General features: G+C 73.4%; 17 protein-coding genes and 1 pseudogene. 1 reads left to right on the top strand and 17 read right to left on the bottom strand.

What is annotated here, in order from left to right; all coding sequences use genetic code 11:
- Nucleotides 1-41 precede the first annotated feature (41 nt).
- From dxr to ACIPEQ_RS00985, 3 genes are read right to left on the bottom strand one after another with little or no spacing between them, the layout of a single operon-like run.
- The gene (dxr, locus tag ACIPEQ_RS00995) at nucleotides 42-1,127 is read right to left on the bottom strand and encodes a 1-deoxy-D-xylulose-5-phosphate reductoisomerase (RefSeq protein ID WP_402713524.1); all 1,086 of its coding nucleotides are present in this window, start codon (nucleotides 1,125-1,127) and stop codon (nucleotides 42-44) included.
- Nucleotides 1,128-1,130: 3 nt separating this feature from the next.
- Nucleotides 1,131-2,102: an FKBP-type peptidyl-prolyl cis-trans isomerase gene (locus ACIPEQ_RS00990; RefSeq protein ID WP_250367185.1), complete on the bottom strand. Its 972-nt coding sequence runs from the start codon at nucleotides 2,100-2,102 to the stop codon at nucleotides 1,131-1,133.
- Between the two features lie 6 nt (nucleotides 2,103-2,108).
- A complete protein-coding gene (locus ACIPEQ_RS00985; RefSeq protein WP_238638215.1) occupies nucleotides 2,109-2,585 on the bottom strand; it encodes an OsmC family protein in 477 nt (158 codons plus the stop codon).
- Nucleotides 2,586-2,708: 123 nt separating this feature from the next.
- On the opposite strand from ACIPEQ_RS00985, the gene ACIPEQ_RS00980 reads away from it, so the two are divergent.
- Nucleotides 2,709-3,701, top strand: coding sequence for an asparaginase (locus tag ACIPEQ_RS00980; protein ID WP_402713522.1), 993 nt, complete (start codon nucleotides 2,709-2,711; stop codon nucleotides 3,699-3,701).
- Nucleotides 3,702-3,847: 146 nt separating this feature from the next.
- On the opposite strand, the gene ACIPEQ_RS00975 is transcribed toward ACIPEQ_RS00980, so the two are convergent.
- The 14 genes and pseudogenes from ACIPEQ_RS00975 to atpD all read right to left on the bottom strand — a co-directional run bounded on the left by ACIPEQ_RS00975 (nucleotide 3,848) and on the right by atpD (nucleotide 23,751).
- A complete protein-coding gene (locus ACIPEQ_RS00975) occupies nucleotides 3,848-4,639 on the bottom strand; it encodes a hypothetical protein (protein ID WP_402713521.1) in 792 nt (263 codons plus the stop codon).
- 106 nt (nucleotides 4,640-4,745) lie between these two features.
- Entirely contained in the window at nucleotides 4,746-6,179 is a 1,434-nt protein-coding gene (locus ACIPEQ_RS00970) for an FHA domain-containing protein (protein ID WP_402714195.1), read from the bottom strand.
- Between the two features lie 384 nt (nucleotides 6,180-6,563).
- Nucleotides 6,564-6,632: pseudogene (locus ACIPEQ_RS00965) on the bottom strand (zinc-ribbon domain-containing protein); the annotation flags it as partial.
- A complete protein-coding gene (locus tag ACIPEQ_RS00960) occupies nucleotides 6,629-9,046 on the bottom strand; it encodes a transglutaminaseTgpA domain-containing protein (protein ID WP_402713519.1) in 2,418 nt (805 codons plus the stop codon). The gene ACIPEQ_RS00960 and the pseudogene ACIPEQ_RS00965, both read right to left, overlap by 4 nt.
- A gap of 80 nt (nucleotides 9,047-9,126) precedes the next feature.
- The gene (locus tag ACIPEQ_RS00955) at nucleotides 9,127-10,539 is read right to left on the bottom strand and encodes a DUF58 domain-containing protein (protein ID WP_402713517.1); all 1,413 of its coding nucleotides are present in this window, start codon (nucleotides 10,537-10,539) and stop codon (nucleotides 9,127-9,129) included.
- Entirely contained in the window at nucleotides 10,536-11,507 is a 972-nt protein-coding gene (locus ACIPEQ_RS00950) for an AAA family ATPase (RefSeq protein WP_402713516.1), read from the bottom strand. The genes ACIPEQ_RS00955 and ACIPEQ_RS00950 overlap by 4 nt, the downstream gene beginning before the upstream one ends.
- Nucleotides 11,508-11,559: 52 nt before the next feature.
- The gene (locus ACIPEQ_RS00945) at nucleotides 11,560-17,397 is read right to left on the bottom strand and encodes an Ig-like domain-containing protein (RefSeq protein WP_402713514.1); all 5,838 of its coding nucleotides are present in this window, start codon (nucleotides 17,395-17,397) and stop codon (nucleotides 11,560-11,562) included.
- Nucleotides 17,394-18,803: a serine/threonine-protein kinase gene (locus ACIPEQ_RS00940; RefSeq protein ID WP_402713512.1), complete on the bottom strand. Its 1,410-nt coding sequence runs from the start codon at nucleotides 18,801-18,803 to the stop codon at nucleotides 17,394-17,396. The genes ACIPEQ_RS00945 and ACIPEQ_RS00940 overlap by 4 nt, the downstream gene beginning before the upstream one ends.
- A 159-nt stretch (nucleotides 18,804-18,962) precedes the next feature.
- The gene (locus ACIPEQ_RS00935) at nucleotides 18,963-19,784 is read right to left on the bottom strand and encodes a protein phosphatase 2C domain-containing protein (protein ID WP_250367194.1); all 822 of its coding nucleotides are present in this window, start codon (nucleotides 19,782-19,784) and stop codon (nucleotides 18,963-18,965) included.
- 52 nt (nucleotides 19,785-19,836) lie between these two features.
- A complete protein-coding gene (locus tag ACIPEQ_RS00930) occupies nucleotides 19,837-20,532 on the bottom strand; it encodes an FHA domain-containing protein (protein ID WP_402713510.1) in 696 nt (231 codons plus the stop codon).
- Between the two features lie 2 nt (nucleotides 20,533-20,534).
- Entirely contained in the window at nucleotides 20,535-21,143 is a 609-nt protein-coding gene (locus tag ACIPEQ_RS00925; protein WP_402713509.1) for a hypothetical protein, read from the bottom strand.
- A gap of 121 nt (nucleotides 21,144-21,264) precedes the next feature.
- Nucleotides 21,265-22,026, bottom strand: a complete 762-nt coding sequence (locus ACIPEQ_RS00920) for a YaaA family protein (protein WP_402714194.1) — start codon at nucleotides 22,024-22,026, stop codon at nucleotides 21,265-21,267.
- A gap of 5 nt (nucleotides 22,027-22,031) precedes the next feature.
- Entirely contained in the window at nucleotides 22,032-22,295 is a 264-nt protein-coding gene (locus ACIPEQ_RS00915) for a F0F1 ATP synthase subunit epsilon (protein WP_058729238.1), read from the bottom strand.
- Nucleotide 22,296: 1 nt separating this feature from the next.
- The gene (gene atpD / locus ACIPEQ_RS00910) at nucleotides 22,297-23,751 is read right to left on the bottom strand and encodes a F0F1 ATP synthase subunit beta (RefSeq protein ID WP_402713507.1); all 1,455 of its coding nucleotides are present in this window, start codon (nucleotides 23,749-23,751) and stop codon (nucleotides 22,297-22,299) included.
- Nucleotides 23,752-23,781: the final 30 nt, after the last annotated feature.

The raw sequence follows: 23,781 nt of genomic DNA, 5'->3' as shown, positions 1-23,781 counted from the left end.
CGTCACGCGACCGCGTGGCGGGCTCGCGGCGTCCGGCCCGGTCAGCGGGCCAGCAGGCGGTCCGCCGTGCTGCGCGCCCAGCGCTCCGCGGCGAGGACCCCGTCGAGCGACGACTCGCCCGCGGTGTGGTCGTCGACGACGCGGCGGACGGTGTCGACGATGTCGAGGAAGCCGATGGCGCCCGCGTGGAACGCGGCGACGGCCTGCTCGTTCGCGGCGTTGAACACCGCCGGGAAGGTCCCGCCGAGCACGCCGACGTGCTTGGCCAGGTCGACCGCGCCGAACGCCTCGGTGTCGAGCGGTTCGAACGTCCAGGTGCTCGCCGTCGTCCAGTCGAGCGGCACACCGACGCCCGGCACGCGGTCCGGCCAGGCGAGGCCCAGCGCGATCGGCAGCCGCATGTCCGGCGGCGATGCCTGGGCGATCGTCGAACCGTCGACGAACTCGACCATCGAGTGCACGATCGACTGGGCGTGCACGGTGACGTCGATGCGGTCGTAGGGCACGTCGAACAACAGGTTCGCCTCGATGACCTCGAGCCCCTTGTTCACCAGCGTGGCGGAGTTCGTCGTCACCACCAGGCCCATGTCCCACGTCGGGTGTGCCAGCGCCTGCGCCGGGGTGACGTCACGCAGGCGCTCCCGCGAGCGTCCGCGGAACGGACCACCGCTGGCCGTGAGCACCAGGCGGCGGACCTCGGTGTCCGAGCCGGAGCGCAGCGCCTGCGCGATCGCGGAGTGCTCGCTGTCGACGGGCACGATCTGCCCGGGACGGGCGGCGGCCTGCACGAGCGGACCGCCGACGATCAGGCTCTCCTTGTTCGCCAGGGCGAGCGTCGCGCCCGTCTCGAGCGCGGCGAGCGTCGGGCCGAGGCCGACCGAGCCGGTGATGCCGTTGAGCACGACGTCCGCCTCGACGCTCCGCACCAACCGCTCGGCGTCCGTCGCGCCGAAGGCGGTGTCGCGGACGTCGAACCGGGCGGCCTGCTCCGCGACGAGGTCACGGTTCGTGCCGGCGGTCAGCCCGACGACCTCGAACCGGTCCGGGTTCCGCGCGACGACGTCGAGAGCCTGGGTGCCGATCGAGCCCGTGCTGCCGAGGACGACGATGCGACGCCGGGTCGGCACGACTCAGCCCTTGGCGAGGACGTCGACGACGAAGACGAGGGAGGCGTCCTTCGGGATGCCCGAGCCCTCGGGCGGGTTCGAGCCGTAGGCGTCCTCGGGCGTGGTCACGATGAGGACCTGGGACCCGACCTTCTGTCCGACGAGTCCGGTGACGAAGCCCTTGATGAGCGAGCCCTCGGAGACGGTGAAGGTCGTCGGAGCGCCCTTCGACCACGAGGAGTCGAACTCCTTGCCGTCCGCCAGGGTCACGCCCTTGTACTGCACGAGCGCGGTGTCACCGTTCTCGATCGTCGCACCGTCGCCCTGCTTGAGGACCTCGACCTCGGTCTTCGACGGGGCCGTCGCACCGGACGGGATCGTGATCTCCGGCTCGCCGCTCGCCTTGTCCTCGACCGTGGGCAGCGACGGGTCCTGCGTCTGCGGCGCGCCGGTCGCCTTCGTCGGGGTCTGCGCGACGACGTCCGCCACGACGACGATCTCGCCGCCGGTGTTGAAGCCGAGTGCCGACGACTCGCCGACCACCGCTACCCGGTCCCCGACCTTCGTGCAGGCGAGCAGGGCGCCGAAGCCGGTCCCGCCGACGGAGAGCACCTGCGGGTTGCCCTGGTCGAACCCGACCGCGCCGAGCTTCGACGCGTCCGACGCCTTGTACACGGCGTAGGACACCTGGGCGAACTCGCCGTCCTTCAGCGCCTTGCCCGAGCCCTTCACCAAGGTGGTGGCCTGCGGTGCCTTCGCGCTGAGGCCCTTGTCGAAGGTGACCTTCGGCGCCTCCGACCCGGCGACCGCGCCGGTGACCTCGATGCTCTTCGACGCCGGACCCGACTCCGGGCACGACGAGATGGGCGTCGCCGTGGCGCTGGACGACGCGCTCGGCGAGGCCGAGGCGTCACCCGAGCCGTTCCCGGAGCAGGCGGCGAGTCCCAGCACGACGGCGGGGACGATGGCGATCGGGAGCAGGCGGAGACGCTTCACGGGGACCTATCCTGCCGCACGCACCTTGGTGACCGGCGTGTGGTGGACGGGGAACGCCACCGAGCGAGCGATGAAGCACAGCCGGTTCGCCTCGGCGTGGGCGGCCTCGGCATCCGCGACACGGTCGGCCTCGAGCACCGTGACGACGGGGTGGAGGGTGACCTCCGTGACCTCGCCGGTACCGTCGCGGTGCACGTCGAGCGACGCCGTCGCCGTGTCCTCGTAGTCGACCACGGTGAAGCCGCGCTGCACGGCGACGTACAGGTAGCTCATCATGTGGCACTGCGCGAGGGCGCCGAGCAGCATCTCCTCGGGGTTCCACCGGTCGCGGTCACCGCGGAAGGCCGGGTCGGCCGACCCCGCGATGGCGTGCTTGCCCGGCGCGGTGACGTCGTGGTCGCGGCCGTAGTCCCGGTAGCCGCTGGTGCCGGTCCCCCGGTCGCCGGTCCAGCGGACGGAGACCTCGTAGGTGTGGTCGGTCACGGTGCGCTCCTTCGTGCTGGGTAGTCGGTGCGTCGTGCTCGGCGCGTCGTGCTCGGTGCATCGTGCTCGGCGCATCGTGCTCCGTGGACGGGGTGCGGCCCGCCCGCTCGCTACGATGACGACATGACGGTGAGCCACGACGTCCGCACAGACCGCCATTCTCTCACCGCCGAGGGCTCCGTCGAGCTCGCGGTGCTCGACCGGAACGGCTTCGACGAGAGCCGACACGTCGGCGCCGGCGTGGTCGTGGCGGCCGACGGGACCGTGCTCGACGCCGTCGGCGACGTGGGCGCCAGCATCTACCCGCGCTCGACCATGAAACCGTTCCAGGCCCTGGCGATCCGTCGTGCCGGCGCGGTGTTCAGCGACGAGGAACTCGTCCTCACGACGGCCAGCCACGCCGGCACCGCGCCGCACCAGGCCCTGGCGCTGCACATGCTCGAGTCCTTCGACCACGTCGAGTCCGACCTCGGCTGCCCGCCCGACCTGCCCTTCGACCGCGCCACCGCACGCACGATGGACGGGCCGCGCCGCCTCGCGATGAACTGCTCGGGCAAGCACGCCGGGATGCTCGCCGCGTGCCGGGTGAACGGTTGGGACGAGGCGACCTACCTCGACGTGTCACACCCCCTGCAGCAACGCGTCCGCACGACGGTCGAGGAGTACACGGGCGAGACCGTCGACGTCGTCGGCACGGACGGCTGCGGGGCGCCCGTCTTCCCGTTGACGCTGCGTGGACTCGCACGCGGGTTCGCCGGCGTCGTCGCACGGTCGGACGCGGACTCCGCAGCGCTCGTCGACGCGGTGCTCGACCACCCCTGGGCCATCGACGGCGTGGGGCGTGCGAACACCGTGACGATCGAACGGCTGCGGGTGCTCGCGAAGTTCGGCGCCGAGGGCGTCATGGTGATGGGTCTGCCCGGAGGTGCGGCGGTCGCCGTGAAGACGCTCGACGGCTCGCAGCGCGCCGGGACGCTCGCGGCCCTCACGCTGCTGGAGCGGAACGGGCTCGTGGACGCCGCCGGGGTCGAGGACGTGCTGACCGCCACGGGTGAGCAGGTGCTCGGGGGTGGCGTGCCGGTGGGTGCCGTCCGCGCGGGGTCCGGGCTGCGCTGAGGCGAGGCCGGGGTCCGGGCTGCGCTGAGGCGAGGCCGCCACCGACGGGTGCGGTGCCGTCGTCCTGGACGGGCAGGGCGCCGTTGTCCTGCGACGGGCAGGGCGCCGTCGTCCTGCGACGTGCTCGGCGTCGTCGTCCTCCGCCGTCATCCCGGGACGAGCGCGGCGACGGGGTCCCCGGCCAGCAGTGGCAGGACCGGCTCGACGGGCGCAGGGGCGTGGTCGCCGTCCCGCCAGACACGGCAGCCGTGCCGTGTGACCTCGAGCACGTGGTCCCGCCGGCGTGGGAGCATGCGGACCCCGGGTACGAGCACCACCGTCGCCCACACCAGACCCCGCTCGTCGACGTGCGCTGCGACGGCCGTGCCGGTCGGCGTCGGCCTGACGTCGGGAGGTGCACCGGCTGCCGGGCCGTCGTCACCGACGACCCGGACCTCCGAGCCTGCGTCGTCCGCCGCACGAGCGGACCCGGCCCGGATCCCGGTGAGCTGCGCGCCGAGCGCGTCGAACACCGCACGCGCGTACGCCCCGGCACCGAGGACGACGACGTGGCAGGGTGCGGACGGCCCCGCCTCGACGCGCTCGGGTCGTCCGTCGGGCCGTCGACCGAGCACCAGGACGTCGCCGGTGCCGGTACCCGTCCGGCTGCGCGGCGTCGGCGGAGGGTCGTCGTCCGACGGCAGCTCGCCGTCCGCGGCTGCCGGCACCCCGGCCGGAACGCCCGATGTCACGACCGGATCTGCCGGCAGGGTGACGACGACCCGGGGCGGCGCTCGACGTCCGGGAGCCCGATCCGTCAGCGCGTCGAGCACCGCGCACGACGCCGCTGCCGCGAGCAGGACCGCCCGGGCCGGACCGGGGAGGTCGGCGAGGACCCCGACGAGCACGAGCACCACGGCCGACCCGACCAGGCACCAGCGGGCGACGAGCGGAGACATGCCGAGAGCCAAGCAGCCCCTCGCGTCCGGACTCGGACGCGAGGGGCTGCTTGTGGGCACTTCCTGCCGGACGCGTGGTTGTGGAGGAACACGCGCCAGGGGGTTGCTACTGCACGAGGAAGAACTGCTCCCCGATGTCGACCCGCGCGCCGCGCTCGACCCGGTAGCGACGCCCGGGCTCGCAGCGCCGGATGCTCCCGTCGATGTGGCGGATGACCGTGCCGTTGCCCGAGTTCCGGTCGGACACCCAGAGGTCGTCACCGTCACGCCCGAGCTCGAGGTGCGTCTTGGACACCGACTTGCCGGGGTCGTGCACCGTCAGCAGGTCGTCGAAGCGCTCGGCCGGTTGGGGTCGCGGCAGCCGACCGAGCAGGCCCGTACCGTGCACGGCGGTGCGCTCCCCCGTGCTGAAGTGCAGCACGAAGGGCGCGGTCGACTGGGTCTTCACGACGATGCGCGTCTCCTCGACGTCCTCGTCGGGTTCGGGGTCACCGCTCGACGGCACCTCGGTACCGCCGACCGGCGGGAGGACCGGGCCGGTCGCGCCGGGGATCGGCGGCAGCGGTGCGGCCGTCGGGACGGACGGCAGGTCGGGGGTGGTGGTGGCCGGCGCCGAGGACGGGACGGTCGGGGAGGCGGGCGCAGGTGGGACCGCTCCTCGGCCACTCGCCACACCGGATGCGCTGGCGTCGGACGGTGTGGAGCCGACCCGGTCGTCGTCGGCTCGGTCGTCGTCGTCGGCTCGCTCGCCGACGCTGCGGTCGCCGTCGACGCGGTCGGCGTCGACTCGGTCGGCGTCGACTCGGTCGTCGTCGACTCGGTCGTCGTCGACTCGGTCGGCGTCGGGGGCTGCGGCGGGGAGTTCGTCGTCAGGGTCGGTCTGCACGGCGCCGTCGGCGTCGTCTTCGTTGCCGTCGTCGTCACCCGAGGGCTCGTCGCCCGGACGGACCTCGTCGTCGGCGGCCCAGTCGGGTCGCGTCATCGGCAGCGGAACGACCGGTCCCGTGAAGGCCGCCGTCACGGTCGGCCGGACCGCACCGCACTCCGCACAGAAGATGTCGTCGGGCTCGAGGGTGTGCCCGCACACCGGGCAGGTCGCCGGCCCGTTGCCCGGTGCGATGAGCGGGGTCGGCGCGGGACGACGGTCGATCAGTGGCTCGACCACCGCGGTGTCACCGGCACTGGGCTGGTGGTCGGGCGACGGTGCGTCGTGCTGGTCCTCGACCGGCGGCTCGGCGGCAGCAGGCCCACGGCCGACCCACCAGGACGGTCGCGACGGGGGCGTCGGCGTCGGCGTCGGCTGCTGCGCGACGGGCGGGGACCACACCGGGGCCGCGGGCGACTCGGGGGCCACCGGAGGCGTCGCGGCGCTCGGCGCGGTACGGGTGCGTTCGGCGTCGGCGGCGTCGTCACGCGACCTGGCGTGGTCGGCCGACGTGACGTGCTCGACCGAGCGGTCGTGGTCAGCCGGTGCGCTCCGGTCCGGCGACGACGGGTAGGCATCGGGGTCGAGGGGCGGTTCCGCCTCCGGCGCACCCACACGTAGGTCGGCTGGCGCGGACCCCGTCGGCGTGGGCCCGGCAGGCCAGGACGCGTGGGTGGCGGGAGCGACCGGATCACCGGAAGCCGCGGGAGCTCCGTGAGCGGACCGGTCACCCGGAGCCGGCTGGGCACCCGGAGCAGGCTGGGCGCCGGCAGCGGGCGGCGCCGCGGGGCGGTCGGACACGGGCCCGGTGGGCCGCTGCCGGTCCTCGCCGGTGAGCCACGCGCGCGTCGCAGGGTCGAGCGTCGCCTCGGGCAGCCAGGCCTCGGCCGCCGGGTCGGGACGCCGACCGTGCTGGTCGGGTTGACGGAGCGGCGGCGGCGGCGTGTCGTCCGCGGGCGCCGCCGGAGCGGGCCGGCGGTTCGCGGAGACGTTGACCGACCGCCCGCACTCACCGCAGAAGATCGCGCCGTCGGGCAGCATCGACCCGCAGTGTTCGCATCTGATCACGGTTCGCCTCTGTCCTCACTCGGCCGTCCACGACGCTCGCCGGCCTGCGGACCATCGTAGTCACGGGCCCCGGGACGCCCCTGGCCGTCGCGGTCCCCGACCACCGCGTCCGTCGTGTCGGCGGCGGCCCGCTCCGACCCCGGACGCCCGTACCGTCGGCGGACAGCGGGGCGGAGGGACCGCAACGACACCGCCGCCCGGACACGATCGCGGCGCGACCTTCCCTCGCCGAGACTCGCGATCGCGTCCTCCGTTGCCGACCACATCCGGTCCGCGGTCCCCGGATCGACGTCGTCCGGCCCGAAGACGCTGCGGTCCGCCAGCGCCGCCAGTCCGGTCCCGCCGCGACCGGGAGCACCGGCGACCGCCTCGCGACGGGTCGCACCACCGGGCACGGCGTGACCCCGGTCGAGCAGCGCGTCCCGGTACTCGTCCCACGCCCCGGTGACCCGGGCGCGCGGGGTCGGGGCCCTGCGTCGGCGTCTCCGCCGCACCCGCTTGCAGAGCAGCACGACCGCGAAGGGCAGGAGCACGAGGGCGACGAAGCCCAGCGTCGCGAGGACCCACGGCAGGGCGGCGAGCAGCAGCTGCAGCCACAGTGGCGGCACCGGCGGTGTCTCGCGGTCGGTCTGGGGCGGCGCCTGCTGGTCCTGGTCCTGCTGTTCGACGGGCGGCGGCGGGACGACCGTCTCCGGACGGGTGACCGGTTGCGGCGTCTGGTCCTGCTCGTCCGGGATCTCCCGGACGACGGGGTTCGGGTTGAGCGTGACCCACCCCCACTGCGCCGTGTCCACCTCGACCCGCGCCGTCACGTCGGACCCGCGCAGGGTGGTCGTCCCGCCGGCGCTCGACGTCGACCCCGACGACGTGCCGGCGTCGCCGCCCGGCGTGAAGCCCATCACGACGCGGGACGGGAACCCGATCTGCCGCGCCATGAGTGCGGCGGCCACCGCGTACTGCTCCTGGTCGCCGATCATGACCGGCGCGGTGAGGAGCTCCTGGATGCGATCGGCGCCGTGCCCGGAGCGGCTGGCCCGGTCGTCACCGACGCCGTGACTGACGTAGCCGGTGCTGGTGAGCCACCGGACGGCGGCCACGAGCTTCGCACCGTCCGTCCGGGCGTCGGCGGTGGTCGACTCGACCCGCTCCCGCACCGCGTCCGGCACCCCGGTCGCCGAGGGGACCTCCGCCGTCCCGGGCCGCGCCGAAGCGAGCTGCTGGTCGTCCGGCCGGTCGGGCAGCACCGCGTCGAGGTCGTAGCGGGTGCCCGATCCGACCCCTCCGACGACCGCGCCGGTCGACGTCGCACGGTCGTAGTAGAACGACCGGCGGGCGCGTTCGGCACCGTCCCCGCGGAACGTCACCGACTCCAGGTCGCCGACCGTCGGCAACCAGACGCCGCGGTAGGCGTCGACGTCGACCCCGACCCGGACGTCGCTCCCCCGCACCCCACCGACGTCGACGGTCGTCGGGACCCGTTCGAAGGTGCCGGACGCCGAGGCCCCGTCGGCACCGCCCACCCGGAAGACCACCCCGTCGTAGGTGTCCAGGGTCGCGATCCGCACGAAGCCGCCCTGCGGGAGTCCGGAGACGCGCAACTGGGCCGTGTCGGCCGCACCGGCCTCCTCGTACGCCCGGAAGGCGCTCAGCGGGCTGACCTCGTCGCGGGGGTCGAACGGCTTCACCACCTCGGTCCGCGCGACGGTGCGGCCGACCGTCGGCGGCGCGACCAGCCCGAGGCCGGTCGCGACGACCGCGGCGGCCAGCACGGTCCCGGTGCCGACGAACGCGGGTCGCGCCACGGAACGCCAGACCGGGACCGGGGCGCCGACGGTCGTCGCGACGGCGACCGCTCGGCGAGAGTGGCGGACGACGAGCGCCCAGACGAGGGCGATCCCGCCGAGCGCCACCCCGGTCGCGACCGACACGTCGAGCCGAGCGGGCCCGACGACCACACCGGCCGCGAACAGGACGAGTGCCGGGATGCTCGCGGTCTCCGGCCGGGAGGCACGGGTCGCCACGGTCACGGCCGTCACCGTGGCGACCAGGGTCGTCACGAAGTACGGGACGAGCAGGGACTCGTAGGAACCGACCGGCAGGCTGACGGTGACCAGCCGCTTCCAGTCGAGCGCGACGCCGGCGAAGAGGTCGACGAGACCCGGCCCGGTCGGCAGCAGCCCCGCGGCCTCTGCGGGCACCGCGACCTGCACCCCGGTCACGGTGAAGACGGCCACGGTCAGGACGCCGACGACCGCCGCCGGCAGCCGTCCGAGGGCGCCGGCCAGCGCGACGGCGGTCCCCGCGACGACCGCGGTGACACCGGCGGTGACCATCGACACGTCACGGTGGACCGGCCACCACGCCGTGCTCGCCACGGCGACGAGGAGCCAGACGACGAGCGTCCCGCCGATCATCCGCGACGGTCCGCGTCGACGGGCTGCCCGGCGGGTCGCGCGGCGGCCCCCGGGCCGTCTGCCTGGCGACGTCGCGGCGCTCACGCGGCCGCCGCCGATCGGTGAAGGGCCTGGCGGAGGTCCTCGAGGTAGCCGATGGTCAGGACCGTGAGGCCCGCCACGCGGAGCACGCGCGGCTGCGCCTCGGGCTCGCACGTGACGGCCACCACCTCGACCCCGACCGGGAAGCGCGTGGCAGCGAGCCGGAGGGCGGGAAGCCCGACCGTCGAGCCCACGACCAGGAAGGCGACCGAGATCCCCGCGGTGTCGTTGCCGACGATCCGGGCGACCTCGGCGACGGGCAGGCAGGCGTCGGACAGCCCCACCGTCGCGAACTCGTCGAGCAGCCTGGTGGGTGTGACGGTCGCGAGTCGGTGCACCGCCCAGACCGGGCGCTTCGCGTACTCAGGGGTGCGCTCGGACACCACGACGGAGACGTCGCGGCCGTCCCGGACCGCTCGCGCGCCGAGCGAGGCGGCCGCGCTCACGGCGAGCTCGAACTCGTCGTCGTCGGCGAACTCGGCTCGTCGGGTCGCCAGGGCCACAACGAGGTGCGACCGCCGGGTGTCCTCGAACTGGCGGACCATGAGCGCGCCCGACTTCGCGGTCGACTTCCAGTGGATCGTGCGGGGGTCGTCACCGGGGACGTACTCACGGACGGCGTGGAAGGCGATGTCCGCCGGGGAGAGGTCGGTCGTCGCCTGCCCCTCGAGGTCACGCACGAGCCCGGTGCTCGTCGACGGGATCGCGATCGTGCGCGGGTGCACGATGACCTGCTCCCGCGCGGTCCAGACGACCTCGCGGCGCACGAGCCCGACGGGGTCGGCACGCACGCCCGTGACCGGCCCCACGTCGAGCACGCCGCGCCGGACCGTCGGCACGGGTACCTGCTCCTCGAACACACCCCCGGGCGCGACGGAGGGCACGGCGACGTCGACCAGACCGGCACCGACCGGCAGCTCGACCGTGGTGGGCACCGACGGCAGTCGCGCCGGGTTCTCGGCGGTCACCATCACGCCGGCGTCGTCGCCGACGGCCACCCGGTGCTGCGGGAGCCGCATGCGGACGACCAGCCGCGTCCGCCCGATGAGTGCGACGGCGGCCACGACGGCGAGCACCGCTCCGGCGAAGCCCACCACGACGACCTCACGCAGCCCGAAGCGGTAGCCCACCACCAAGGCGACGAGCGTGACGGCGGCGACCGCCCATCCGAGGCCGGTGACCACCGAGGCGACCTCGCCCCAGAGCCGTCGCACGGTCCTCCAGGCCGTCGTCCAGGCCTTCGCGATCCCGACGACCGCGTCGGCGGCGACGCCCTCGCGGTCACCGACGAGCCGGGTCCGGACGTTCGTGAGCCCGGCGACCGTCGTCGTGCGCTCGGACGCGACGGACCCGCGACGGGACCGCGTGCTGCCGCGTTGCGTCCTGGTGCTGCCGGGACGGTGGTCGGTCACGACGCCGCTCGGTCGGCGGGCGGCGGGGTCTCGACCAGGAGCTGCGCCACGACGCTCGTGGCGCTGACCCCGTCGAACTCCGCCTCGGCGTCCAGGACGAGTCGGTGCGCCAGCACCGGCACGGCGAGGGCCTTCACGTCATCCGGCGTGACGTAGTGGCGACCCTGCACGGCGGCGTAGACGCGTGCGGCACGCACCAACCCCATCGCGCCGCGGACACTGACCCCGAGTCGGACCTCGCTGGCGGCACGGGTCGCGTCGACGAGCCGGGCGACGTAGTCGGCGATCGTCGGGTCGACGTGGACGGTGCGGGCGAGCGCGGCCATCTCGGTGACCGTCGCGGCGGGGACCACGCTCGGTAGTGGCACCGAGACCGACGGCGCGGACGAGGTCTCGAGGATCCGGACGGTGGCCGCGTGGTCCGGGTAGCCGATCGAGGCCCGGACGAGGAACCGGTCGAGCTGGGCCTCGGGCAGGCGGTAGGTGCCGGCCTGCTCGACGGGGTTCTGCGTCGCGATCACCATGAACGGTGCCGCCAGGCGGTGGTTCACGCCGTCGACGGTGATCGCCGACTCCTCCATCGCCTCGAGCAGTGCGGACTGCGTCTTCGGGCTGGCCCGGTTGATCTCGTCGGCGAGCACGATGTTGGCGAAGACCGGTCCCCGGTGGAAGTCGAACTCCTGCGTGCGCTGGTCGTAGACGCTGATCCCGGTGATGTCGCCGGGCAGCAGGTCCGGGGTGAACTGGATCCGGTTGGTCGACCCCTGCACGCTCTGCGCCATCGCCCGGGCGAGGCTCGTCTTGCCGGTCCCGGGGACGTCCTCCAGGAGGAGGTGTCCCTCGCTGAGCATGGTCGTCACCGCGAGGCGGATGACGAACGTCTTCCCGAGGAGCACCTGCTCGACGTTGGTCACGATCCGGCCGGCGGCGTCGGCGAACCAGGTGGCCTGCTCGGGGGTCATGCTCATGCGGTGGGGTCCTCGTTCTCAGGGGGTGCGGGATCGCTGCCGGGTGGTGACCCTAGCCTGCGGCGGGGTCGCTCGGCTGGGTGCCGGACGGCGGGTCGGTGGTGCCGGTGGACGGGCTCGTCACAGCCGCGCGCGCTCCGGTCCGGTCCTGCTGGCCGTTCACGGTCGCCTTCACCAGGATGGACGTGTAGCCGCTCGGAACCTGGTCGCTCGTGGTCCAAGGCGCGTTGGTCTTCGGGTTCGTACCGGAGCAGACCACCGCGAGGTTGCAGTAGGAGATCTCGTAGTCACTCTGCTTCGGCAGAAGACGTCCGTTGTTGTCCGGCGGGTTGATGACCGGCGCCTGTCCGACGACGGCGCTCGCAATGGACGCACGGGTGGTGAACGCGGTCTCTGTCTTCGCGGCGCTCGAGGTGCAGTACTGGCTCTCCGCCGCACACGCGGTGAACACCACGCTCGTCTCGAGTCCGTAGCCTGCCCCCGCCCCCAGCGAGGCGGTGCCGCTGAAGCGCACGGGCTGGCCGCCGCCGACGGAGTAGTACAGGTACGGCGCGGACGTCTGCGCCGTCGCCGTGAGGTCGACCGTGCCGTCGGTGCCGGGTTGCGGAGCGCGCTCGACCGTGCCGGTCGGCGCATCGGGCGCCTGGTAGCCCTGCACGCTGGCCGGCTGCGACGCCGTGCAGAAGAGCCCGTTGTCCGCGAGGGCGACGTAGCGGTACTGGCTCGAGATGCGGTCGGTCGCCGTCGACCCGGTGAAGACCCGCTCGGCTCCGGTCGTCGAGCAGCCCGACGGGATCGGTGTCTGCGGACCGTACTTCGCGATGCGCCAGCTGGGCGTGCCACCCGCCCAGTCGGTCTCGGACGCGCTGAGGGAGACGGCGGTCGTCGAGCCGTCGGGCTGTCCGGTGGCCGTGAGGTCGGGCGTGCCTGGAGCGCCGACGGCCGACCCGGTGGCCGAGGTCTCGTTCCACTGCACGGGGCTGCCGTCGCGGTCCGCAGCGTTCCGCGGGGACACCCGCACGGTGTACTCGGCGCCACCCTGCGCGTTCGGGAAGGACGTGCTCGTCGCGGTGCCGGCGTTCTTCGTCGTGGACAGGCCGGGCCCCTGGACCGAGACGACGTAGTTCGACACCGGCGATCCACCGTTCGGCGTGCCGACGACGTCCCACGTGACGTCGAGCTGGCCAGGGGTGGTGCTGCTCGGCGTGACCCGGACGCCCTTCGGCGCCGCCGGGACGAAGTCGGCACTCATCGGGGCGGACAGCGGCGAGGCCTGCGAATCGCCGACCGCGTTCCGTGCGACGACGGAGAAGCGGTACGACGCGGACGGGTCGATGCCCGTGAGGGTGCAGACCGTCGCGGTGCCGCAGTCCTTCGCGACGCCGTTCGTGCCCTGGAGCCGGTAACCCGTGATCGGCGCGTTGTTCGCCTGCGGTGTCGCCCACGTCAACGTCAGCTGGCCACCCTGGAAGCTGCCGGTCCGGGTCGGGGCCCCCGGGGCGTCGGGGACGTCCTGCACGGCGATGGTCACGTCGCCCCAGACGTACCGGGACGGGTCGTTCGTCGCATCGGCGACCTGGTACTGCAGGTGCGCGTCGACGGGCTGGGCTCCTCCGGCCACGGAGACCTGCAGCCGGGAGCGGTCGGCGCTGGGCGTGACGCTCACCCCGGCCGGGAGGCCGCCCGAGAGCCCGCGGATCGCGACCACCCGCAGCCGCTGGTCCGGGAAGGGGTTCGTCGCCTGGTCGTTCGACAGCACGTCGATCGTCGCGCTCGTCCCACGTGCGACGACGGCCCGGTCCGCTCCCGGCTGCACGAGCGGTCTGGTCGACCCGACGATGCCGACCCGGACGACGCCGGCACGGCCGGGGTTGGCCTCGTCCGACACCCCGATGCCGATGTCCGCCGTCGTGTCCTTCGGCGCGTCCTCGGCCACCGAGACCCGGAGCTGCTGGCCCTGCACGGTCGCGGTGGTGCCGGAGCCCGGACGACTCACGACCGAGTAGCGCAGCTCGCCGAGGTCGTCCGGGTACGGGTAGTCCGTCAGCTTCGTCAGGTCGAGCGTGCGGGAGTCACCCGGCTGCATGTCGATCGAGGACCCGGTGAACGCGGGTGGTTGGTTCGACCGCGGCGTGACCTTGATCGGGAGCACGAGCGTCGCGACACGACCCTTGCCGCCGTTCGCACTCGAACCGTCGGTGACCTCGAACGAGATCGACGCGTTGCCGTAGTAGAGCTTCGAGGAGGTGAACTGCAGCGTCGACCGGTCGACGACGAGGTCCTGTCCGTCGGCGTGCGTCGCCTTCACGGTGCCGCGGTCGGTGATCTGCGCGGTCCGCCCGTTCGCCGTCACCACGTACCGGTCGAGCGGGATGCGCACGGTCGACTCGCTCTTCACGGTCACGGCGCCCGCGCTGCGGTCGACCTGCGGCAGGGCGTCGTCGAACCCGGGGACGTGCACGAAGCCGTACGCGACCACGTCGGGGTGGTCGCTCCGGGCGACCGAGAACGGCACCACCTGCGACGCGTCCGTCAGCCGGATCGTGAGCCGACGGTCGGCCGTGACGCGTGCGGTGTCGCCGTAGCCCTCGACCACGCCGACCTCGAGCCGCGACGTCGAGCCCTCGGCGAAGAAGACGTTCTGCAGCACGTCGACGGTGACGCTCTCGCGGCGCAGGATGTCCTGCAGGTCGAGCGTCGTGTCCTCGACCTCGGGGCGGAGCGGCGGGGCGTCGCGGTCGACCGTCACGGTCAGGAAGGCGGTGCTCGACCCTCCGCTCGCGTTGGCGACCGTGTAGAGCACCGCGAAGTCGCCCTCGGTCGCCGACCGGGGTGGCGTGACCCGCACCTGGCTGCGCTGGAGCACCTTCGCCGTGACGCCCGCCGCGGTCGGCTCGACGGCGGTGACGGTCAGCTGGCCGCCCTCGGGGTCGGAGTCGTTCTGGAGGACCCGGACGGTGACGGACCCACCGGGACGGATGGTCACGTGGTCGGCCTCGGCCACCGGGTTCGTGGCCTGCTCCGCACGGGGGCTGATGCCGACCCGGACCGTCCCCGTCGCCCGGGCACCGAGCGCGTCGACGACGGTGTAGGTGAACTCGTCGGTACCGGAGGAGTAGTCCCCCGCGTCGTACGTCAGCGCGTCCGCGGTGACGTCGCTCACCGAGCCCTTCTCGGGGTTGTCGGCGACGCCGACGAGCTGCACCGAGTCCCCGTCGGGGTCGATGCCGTTCAGCGGCACGGTGATGCGCACCGCCTGTCCCGCGACGGCGCGCGCGGTCACGGTCTCGGGGACCGGCGGGTTGTTCGTCGCGGCGTCGCGCTCGCGCACGGAGATCGACACGGTCGCGTCGGCGTACTGCCCGTCCGGCCCGCGGACGCGGTAGACCGCCGTGTGGTTGCCGGGCGTCTGCGGCGCCAGGTACCGCAGCCGGTCGCCCGACACGAAGAGCAGTCCGCCGTCACCCGGCACGTTCTGCACGAGCTGCGGGTCGAGCGTCAGCGGCTCGCCCTCGGGCTGGGTGTCGTTCGCCAGGACGTCGATCTCGGCGACGTCGCCGACCCGCACGGTGGCGGAGTCCGACTGCGCGACGGGCGGTTGGATCCGGTCGGGCCGAGGGATCTCGACGACGGTGATCGTCCCACTGGCGCTGGCGAGACCGTTCGACTCCGTGTAGCCGAAGGTCACCGGTCCGTCGAGGGGCGCGGTCAGGGTGACCCGGACGACGTGCTGGTCGAGGATGCTGGCGCGCACGCCGCTGCCGCGGTCGGGTCCGTCGAGCGCGGTGACCATGAGGACGCCGCCTGCCGGGTCGGTGTCCGTCGCGGTGACGTCGGTGTCCTTCGTCGAGAGCGTCGTGACGAACACCGTCTTGGGCGTCGTGATCGGCGGCGTGGAGGCGTCCGGCGGCGCGAGCACGGTGACGCGCACGACACCGCTCGCGGTCTTCGTCCCGTCGGTGACCGTGTACTCGAGCTGGTGGTCCCCCGCGCCGGCTCCCTGGACGCGGAACGTGCCCGCGTCGTAGGAGGGGGTGACGGTCAGTCCGTTCGACGAGGAGACGCTGGTGAGCGTGACGGTGCCGTTGCCACCCCGGACGTGGTCGAGCGGTTGCACCGTGAACGCCTTGCCGGCGTAGCCCTGCACCGCGAAGGCGTCGGCGCGCAGCGGCACGTTCCCCTGCGCTGCGACACGGACGGTCATCGACCCGCGCCCGCGGTCGCGGCCGTCGCTCACGACGAGCTGCACGGCTCGGTCACCGGTTCGTCCGCTCGCGTTGCGGAAGTCGAGCGTGCCGTCCGGGGTGGTGGACACCCGGTCGCCGTCGGCCGAGGCCGACTCCAGGTAGACCGGGTCGCCGTCGGGGTCGACCCAGTCCGACAGCACGTCCGTCACGACGTGCCCGTTCTGCACGACGTCGGCGGAGGTGCTGCGCACCTGCCGCGGCGGCTCGTTCTCCGACTCGGGGCGCACGGTCACGCGCACGGTCGCGGTGGCGGACCCGCCGTTGCCGTCGGTGATCGTGTACGGGAAGGACAGGGACCCGCTCGCCGCCGTGGTGAGCGTGACCTGGAGCCGTTGCCCGTCGCCGACCACGGCGACGCTGCCCTGTCCGTCGGGGATGCTGCCGACCTCGCTGATGACGAGGGGGTCGCCGTTCGGGTCGTAGTCGTTGAGGAGGACCGGCAGGCTCGTCGTCCGGCCGGGACGTGCGCCGAGGTCGTCGTCCACGGCCACCGGCGGCTTCTGGTCCTTGTCCACCTGGGGGTCGTCGTCCGACACCCGTTCCTGCTGCCGCTCGTCGTCCTGGTCGACCAGGTCGGCCCAGTTGTCGATGAGCTGTCCGCTGCGGCCGATCGCCCAGGACCGCCCGCTGCGCGGGTCGTTCGCCACGACGGTGTCGCCGTTGTGCACGATCTGCAGGTCGTCGGCGTCGGCGGACTGCGCCAGTCGCTGCAGCCCGCTGCCCCGGCAGGAGTCCATGGCCTGCCCGCCCGCCCACGCGGCGTAGGTGCACGAGCCGACCACGGTCGGACGAGCCGCTCGACCGGAGACCGCGAGCGGCGTCCGGTCCACCTGGCCGGACGCCGACACCCGCACGAGGCCCGACGTGCCGGCGACCACGACCGAGGACGACGAGTCGGACGACCGCTGCAGCGCGGGGGCTCCCCCGACACGGTCCCCGAGGTCGACGGTGTCCCCGTCGACGGAGAGGCGGCCGTCGGTCCGGTCGAGGACGGCGACGTGGTCGCCGAAGGACGCCACCTGGAACTCGTGCGAGCGGTCGAAGCGCACGTCCCAGCGCCGCTCGACGGTCAGGTCGGACCCGACGTCGACGAGGGACGCCCGTCCGGTGCGTGGCGAGTAGACGGCGACCCGGCGGTCGGAGGCGTCGAAGACGGCGTCCGCGCCGAGGGTCAGGTCGGGCTCGGTCGAGGCGTCGAGGTCGGACAGCTCGGCCGCCGGGGTCGCCCAGAGCGCACCAGTCTCACCGTTCCCGACCACGGCCGTGTCACCGGCGAAGAACACCTGCGGCGATCCTGCGGGGAGGGTCACGGCGTCACCCACCGTCGCGTCGGCGACGTCGACCTTCGCGACGGTCCCCTTCGTCCCGTCGACGCTGTACACCTCTGCCCCGCGCTGCACGACCGAGAGGTCGTCGCTCGGGGTCTCGACGGCGGTGTTGAGCGCCAGGACCCCGGTGTTCGCGCGTCCGACGGCGCCGTACTGCGCGGACGGCACCCACACGGTGCCGTCGCCGAGGTCGAGGCGCTGCGTGTGGTACCCGGTCGACACGACGGCCGCGGTCGCCACCACGGCACCGACGACGACCGACGCGCCGATCGTCACGGCCGCCGACCGGTGCTTGGCCAGGAGCGCCCGGATCACCCGGTGCTCCCGATCGTCCCGCACTGCTCGGGGCTCGCGGCGCCCGTCTTGCCGTCACGGTTCACGGCGACCGTGATGCACTGCTCGGCCCCCGCCCCACCGGAGACGACGAAGGTGTTGCCGGTCTGCTGGCTCGTCGCACCGGACGACGTGATGACGTAGGTGTCACCGGCGCGCAGACCGGGGTCGGCCCAGCTGAACGACACGGAGTCGGCACCGGCGCGCGCAGTGACGTCGCGCACCGTCGGGATCGATGCCGTCCCCGCGCGCGAGACGAGCAGGACGCTCACGACGGCGAGGGCCGCGACCACGAGGACGCCCGCCGAGCCGGCCACCAGGACGGTCGAGCGACCCCGGCGGCGCGCGACGGTGGCCGAGCCGGTGCGGTGGACCGTCCCCACGCTCTGGAGGCCCGACGAGGCTCCGCCCTGGACGGCACGACGCGTGCGTCGCCGGGCACCGACCCGGGACGGCGGCTGCAGTTCCCGCACGACCGTCCGGTCTGCGTCGGAGGACGGGGTCGCCACCGCCCACGACTCGACGGCGACTTCTGCGGGGGTCTGCGGGATCCCGAGCTCCGCCTCGACCTGTTGGAGTCCGCGGACGAACTCCATCACGGTCGCGGGGCGCGCGGACACCCGCCGGGACATCGCCGTCGCGAGCAGGCGCTCGAGCGACGGCGGGACGTCGGGCCGGCCGGTCGGCTTCACCCCGCCCCGGTCGATCCGGTCCATCAGGTCCGCCGCGGAGTTCTTCCCCCCGGGGACCTCGAAGGGGCTGCGCCCCGCGAGCAGCGAGTACACGGTTGCCGCGAGCGAGTAGACCTCGGACTGCACGGTGCCGCGCGACTCGTCGCCCAGTACCTCGGGTGCGGACCACGGGATCGACATGCCCACCGGCTCGTCCGGGTCGGCACTGCCGATCGTGGCGGCGATGCCGAAGTCCGACAGGACGGGTGCGCCGTACGCGGTGCGCAGGATGTTGGAGGGCTTCACGTCGCGGTGGAGCACGCCCTCGCGGTGCGCCGTCTCGAGCGCCGACCCGATGCGCACGCCGACGGCCAGGACCTCGGACACGGGGAGCGGTTCGCGGCGGTAGCGCTGGCTGAGCGACGACGAGCAGAGCTCCATCACCAGGTACGGCCGACCGTCGGACGCGATGCTCGCCTGGAGGACCGTGAGGATCGAGGGGTGCGTGCTGAGCCGCGCCATCAGGTTCGCCTCGGCCTGGAACATCTGCCGGACGCGCTCGTCGACGACCTCGTCGAGGAGCACCTTCACCGCGACCTGCCGACGGGGCATGTCCTGCTCGTAGAGGAACACGTCCGCGAAGCCACCGGAGCCCAGGACGTGGACGGGGCTGAAGCCGGCGATGACGGGCGGGTCGGACGGCAGGCGTCGAGCCATCGGCGTCGTTCCCTTCCCCGGCCCCCCGGCCGGCCCTCGGCGTTCCTCGCGGCCAGGTCATTCTACGAAAGCGGGTTCACCACCCGGGACCCGCTGGCTCCCCTGTGGACGACACCCGTCCCCCACTTCGGGGGGCACGACGACCGTGGTCGAGCGCGCTCAGTGTCGCGGCAGCGTGTCCTCGACGTCCGGGTCCTCGGGCGCACCGTCGACCTGCACGACCACGACCGTGACGTTGTCGCGTCCGCCGGCGACGACTGCGTCCCCGACCAGCCGCTCGGCCAGTGCCTGTGCCGTCGGCACCCGCGCCGCGATCCGGGCGATGCCGACGTCGCCGAGTTCCTTCGTGAGCCCGTCGGAGCACACCACGTAGCGGTCGCCCGCGCGCAGCGGCAGCGTCCACCAGTCGGGCTCCGGCGGCTCCCCGAAGCCGACCGCCCGCGTGATGACGTTGCTGTCCGGGTGCTGTTCGGCGTCCTCCGCCCGGAGCAGCCCGGCGTCGACCATCTCCTGCACGACCGAGTGGTCGACGGTCACCCGCCGCAGTGCGCCGGACTCGATCCGGTAGGTGCGGGAGTCGCCGACGTTGAACACGAGCGCCGCCGGCTGTCCGTGGGTCGCGACGAGCGCCACGCCGGTCACGGTGGTGCCGGCACCGAGGGCGTTGCCACCCGCCGCCCGCTCGATGTCGGCCGTGGCGAGCAGCAGCGCTCGCTGGATGTCCTGACGGCTCGTGAACTCGCCGGTCGTCACCTGGTCGAGTCGCCGGACGACCGCGTCGCTCGCCCGGTCACCCGCCAGGTGCCCGCCCATGCCGTCGGCGACGACGAAGAAAGGAGCACCGACGAGGTAGCTGTCCTCGTTGTGGTCGCGACGTCGGCCGACGTCGGTCGCTGCTCCCCAGGAGAGCGTCAGGGGGGTGCCGGCTGCGCCGGGGACGTCGATGGCGTGCTCGGTGGCAGCTCGGCCGAGTTCGGTCACGGTTTCAGGATCGCTCTCTGGGGATGGAGGGGCGTGCCGGACGGTCGGTCCGTCACGGGGCCGGCGGGAACGGTGGGAGGCCGTCGTCCGGACCGACCCGGAGGTGCGGCGACAGGACCTCGATGACGTTGCCGTCACCGATCTCGACGAGCGTACCCGTCAGGACGACGATCGACGCACCCGCGGCCATCCGGAACGGCGCGCCGCCCGGGGGCCTGACGACGGTGCCGTTCGTGGACCGGAGGTCCTCGACCACGGCGGCCTCCCCGGCGGCGTGCAGGAGCACGTGCGACGACGACACCTGACCACTCGGCGACGGCACGGGCACGAGGACCGGACCGACGTCGAGGACGACGCGTGGCGCAGCAGGTCGACGGCCCACCACCAGCGGCCGGTCGAGCCGGACGACCCGGCCGCCGATGCGCACGGACGGGGTCCGCCGACGGATCGAGCCGTCGTCCGGATGCGGTGGTGCCACGACCGGCGACGCTCGCTCCGGCGCTGGACCCGGGCCGCCGGGCCGGACGCGGAGCACCGTGTCGTCCTCGGCAGGTCCGGTGGCCGAACGGACCCCGCGGGCCGGCCGGATCACCGTCGCTCCGTACGGGTCCTCGTCGAGGACCTCGGACGGGTCGGCGGCCGGCCCGCTGCCCGTCGGTCGGACGTCGGGTGCGACCGACCCTGTGGGTCCGGTGCCGGGACGCGCACGGACCACCGTGTCGTCGTCGTGCACCGGTTCCCGCTCCATGGTCATCCCACCGTAGACGATCCGGTCGACCCCGTGGGCGTTCCCCACGCTGGTCCGTGGCCGGAGCGGACGGCGCGGAGGACCAACCACCCGAAGGGGTCGTCCGGACGCGTGTCCAGGGCGTGCCGCGCCCGGACCTCGGCCCGCGCGGACGATCCGAGCGCCCAGGCGCACCATGCACCCAGGGCGAGCGCGCCCGCCGCTCCGACCGCCACGTCGCCCCCGACCGCGCCGTCGGTACGCCACGTCCGCCAGGCAGCGGCGCACCGATCGCCGGCGAGCCGGACTCGCGCGCGGTCCGGCTCCGGGCCCGACCCGCCGAGCACCGGCGGGGTGGGGTCGCGGAACGGGTCGAACGGGACGACCGCCCGGGGGTCCGGACGACCGCGGGCGGCGAGGAAGCCGACCATCGCGAAGCGGGTCGCGAGTGCGCCGCAGGCCGTCACGACCGCGACCGCCTGCGGACGCGCGAGCGCATCTCCCGCGACCGCATCGCCGTCCGACGACGGAGCGACGAGGGCGGCGCAGGCGGCGCGCAGGGTGACCGCGGCTGCGATCTCCCGCGGGTAGCGCAGCTGGGTGGGCTGGTGTCGGTGTCTCGTGGAGGTCATGCACGAGATCGTGACGGGAGCAGCGCCTCCAGGCCGGCTTGTCCGCACCGCCTGTGGACGGCGCCACCCTCGACCACCGCTGTGCAGGACCGACCGGCACCGATCAGCGACCGACCGCGACTCAGACCCGCGCGCCCGCGAGGCTCTCCGCCACCAGGTCCCAGCCCTCGTCCGTGCGCTCGATCTCCACGCCGTGCGCAGCCGCCCACCGCAGCAGACCCGCCGTGTCGCCGACCTCGGCACCGGTCCGCCCGAGGAGCGCGGCCAGCCGCCCCTTCGCGGTCTTGTTCCAGTGGTTGAGCGCCCTGCGGCGTCCGCCGTCGTCGACGCTCACCACACGGAGCGTGACCGCGTCGCGCACCGGCCCGAGGGCACGGTAGCCCTCGGAACGCAGGTCGAGCACGAGACCGTCGGCGCGCTGACCGAGCGCACCGGCCGACGGTCCGGGCCAGTGCTTCGCGAGTCGCAGCGCGCCCAGCTTCGCGTCGTGCGAGAGCCGGTAGGCGGGGATCCGGTCGCCAGCTCCGATCGGGCCGAACATCGCGGACTGCACCACGACGTGGTCCGACCACCACCGCCGCGTCGCGTCGTCCGCCCCGGGGGCGTCGAGCGGGTCGTAGAGCACACCCGTGTACCGCTCGATCGCCGGCAGCGTCGGCGCGGTGTCGAGCTCGAGGTTGCGGAGGCGCTCGGCCACCGACCTCGGGCCGAGCTTCAGAGCCGTCCGTGCCGTGGACTCCTCGGAACTGACGGAGCGGGCCGCGGTGATCACCGCGGCCCGCTCGTCGGACAGTTCCGGGAAGGACAGCGCACCCAGGTCGAGGGTGCGTGCCGGGTCCCCGCCCTCCCGCTTCGTCTCGGACGGCGGGAGGAGGACGGTCAGTCCGGTCAGGACGCCAGCGCGGCCTGCCGCGCCACGATCGTGACCGTGTCGTGCTCGACCGACAGGAAGCCGTCCTCGGCGTCCGCCGTCACCGTCGAGCCGTCGGCCCGGGTGATGCGGACCTGGCCCTGCGCGAGGGTGGCGAGCAGCGGCTCGTGCCCCGCGAGGATGCCGATCTGGCCCTCCGTCGTCCGTGCGACGACCATGGTGGCGTCGCCCGTCCAGACCTCACGGTCCGCCGAGACGACGCTCACGGTGAGTGCCGCCATGTCAGCGGTTCTCCTTCTGGATCTGCGCCCACTTCTCTTCGACGTCGTTGATGCCACCGACGTTGAAGAAGGCCTGCGTGGCCACGTGGTCGAACTCACCGTCGGCGATCGCGCGGAAGGACTCGATGGTGTCCTTGAGCGGGACCGTCGAACCCTCGACACCCGTGAACTTCTTGGCCATGTAGGTGTTCTGCGAGAGGAACTGCTGGATACGACGAGCGCGCTCGACCGTGATCTTGTCCTCTTCGGAGAGCTCGTCGACACCGAGGATCGCGATGATCTCCTGCAGCTCCTTGTTCTTCTGCAGGATCTGCTTGACGCGCGTCGCGGTCTCGTAGTGGTCGGCGCCCAGGTACCGGGGGTCCATGATCCGCGACGTGGAGGTCAGCGGGTCGATGGCCGGGTACAGACCCTGCGACGCGATCTCACGGGAGAGCTCGGTCGTGGCGTCGAGGTGCGCGAACGTGGTCGCCGGCGCCGGGTCGGTGTAGTCGTCGGCCGGGACGTAGATCGCCTGCAGCGAGGTGATCGAGTGACCGCGCGTCGAGGTGATGCGCTCCTGGAGCACACCCATCTCGTCGGCGAGGTTCGGCTGGTAGCCCACCGCGGACGGCATGCGGCCGAGCAGCGTGGAGACCTCGGATCCGGCCTGCGTGAAGCGGAAGATGTTGTCGATGAAGAGGAGCACGTCCTGCTTCTGGACGTCGCGGAAGTACTCCGCCATCGTCAGCGCCGACAGGGCCACGCGCAGACGCGTTCCCGGCGGCTCGTCCATCTGGCCGAACACGAGGGCGGTCTTGTCGAAGACACCCGCCTCTTCCATCTCGCCGATGAGGTCGTTGCCCTCACGGGTGCGCTCGCCGACACCGGCGAACACCGACACACCACCGTGGTCCTGCGCGACGCGCTGGATCATCTCCTGGATGAGGACCGTCTTGCCGACGCCCGCACCACCGAAGAGGCCGATCTTGCCACCCTGCACGTACGGGGTGAGGAGGTCGATCGACTTGATGCCGGTCTCGAACATGGAGGTCTTCGACTCGAGCTGGTCGAAGGCCGGGGCCTTGCGGTGGATGGGCCAGCGCTCGGTGATCTCGAGCTTCTCGTCGGTGTTCAGCACGTTGCCGAGCACGTCGAAGACCTTGCCCTTGGTGACGTCGCCGACGGGGACCGAGATCGGGGCGCCCGAGTCACGGACCTCCTGACCGCGGACGAGACCGTCGGTCGGCTTCAGCGAGATGGCGCGGACCAGGTCGTCGCCGAGGTGCTGCGCGACCTCGAGGCCGATCTCCTGCGACGAGTCACCGATGGTGACGGTCGTGAACAGCAGGCTGTAGATGTCGGGGATGGCGTCGTGCGGGAACTCGATGTCGACGACGGGACCCGTGACACGGGCGATCCGTCCGACACCGGGCGCCGACGACGTCTCGACCGCGGTGGTGGCGGTGTCGGTCATGGCGTGTGCCTTCCTGAGGGGTGGTGTCTG

The organism is Curtobacterium sp. NPDC087080, from assembly GCF_044745105.1.
Taxonomy (GTDB): Bacteria; Actinomycetota; Actinomycetes; order Actinomycetales; family Microbacteriaceae; genus Curtobacterium.
The sequence above is the reverse complement of the archived record's forward strand: the minus strand, read 5'-3'. Positions and strand labels throughout refer to the sequence as shown.

Coding starts and splice junctions, on each gene's coding strand:
- ACIPEQ_RS00980 (WP_402713522.1), top strand. CDS start 2,709: ATGACGGTGAGCCACGACGTCCGCACAGACCGCCATTCTCTCACCGCC.
- ACIPEQ_RS00975 (WP_402713521.1), bottom strand. CDS start 4,639: ATGTCTCCGCTCGTCGCCCGCTGGTGCCTGGTCGGGTCGGCCGTGGTG.
- ACIPEQ_RS00960 (WP_402713519.1), bottom strand. CDS start 9,046: ATGATCGGCGGGACGCTCGTCGTCTGGCTCCTCGTCGCCGTGGCGAGC.
- ACIPEQ_RS00950 (WP_402713516.1), bottom strand. CDS start 11,507: ATGAGCATGACCCCCGAGCAGGCCACCTGGTTCGCCGACGCCGCCGGC.
- ACIPEQ_RS00940 (WP_402713512.1), bottom strand. CDS start 18,803: ATGGCTCGACGCCTGCCGTCCGACCCGCCCGTCATCGCCGGCTTCAGC.
- ACIPEQ_RS00930 (WP_402713510.1), bottom strand. CDS start 20,532: ATGGAGCGGGAACCGGTGCACGACGACGACACGGTGGTCCGTGCGCGT.
- ACIPEQ_RS00925 (WP_402713509.1), bottom strand. CDS start 21,143: ATGACCTCCACGAGACACCGACACCAGCCCACCCAGCTGCGCTACCCG.
- ACIPEQ_RS00915 (WP_058729238.1), bottom strand. CDS start 22,295: ATGGCGGCACTCACCGTGAGCGTCGTCTCGGCGGACCGTGAGGTCTGG.
- atpD (WP_402713507.1), bottom strand. CDS start 23,751: ATGACCGACACCGCCACCACCGCGGTCGAGACGTCGTCGGCGCCCGGT.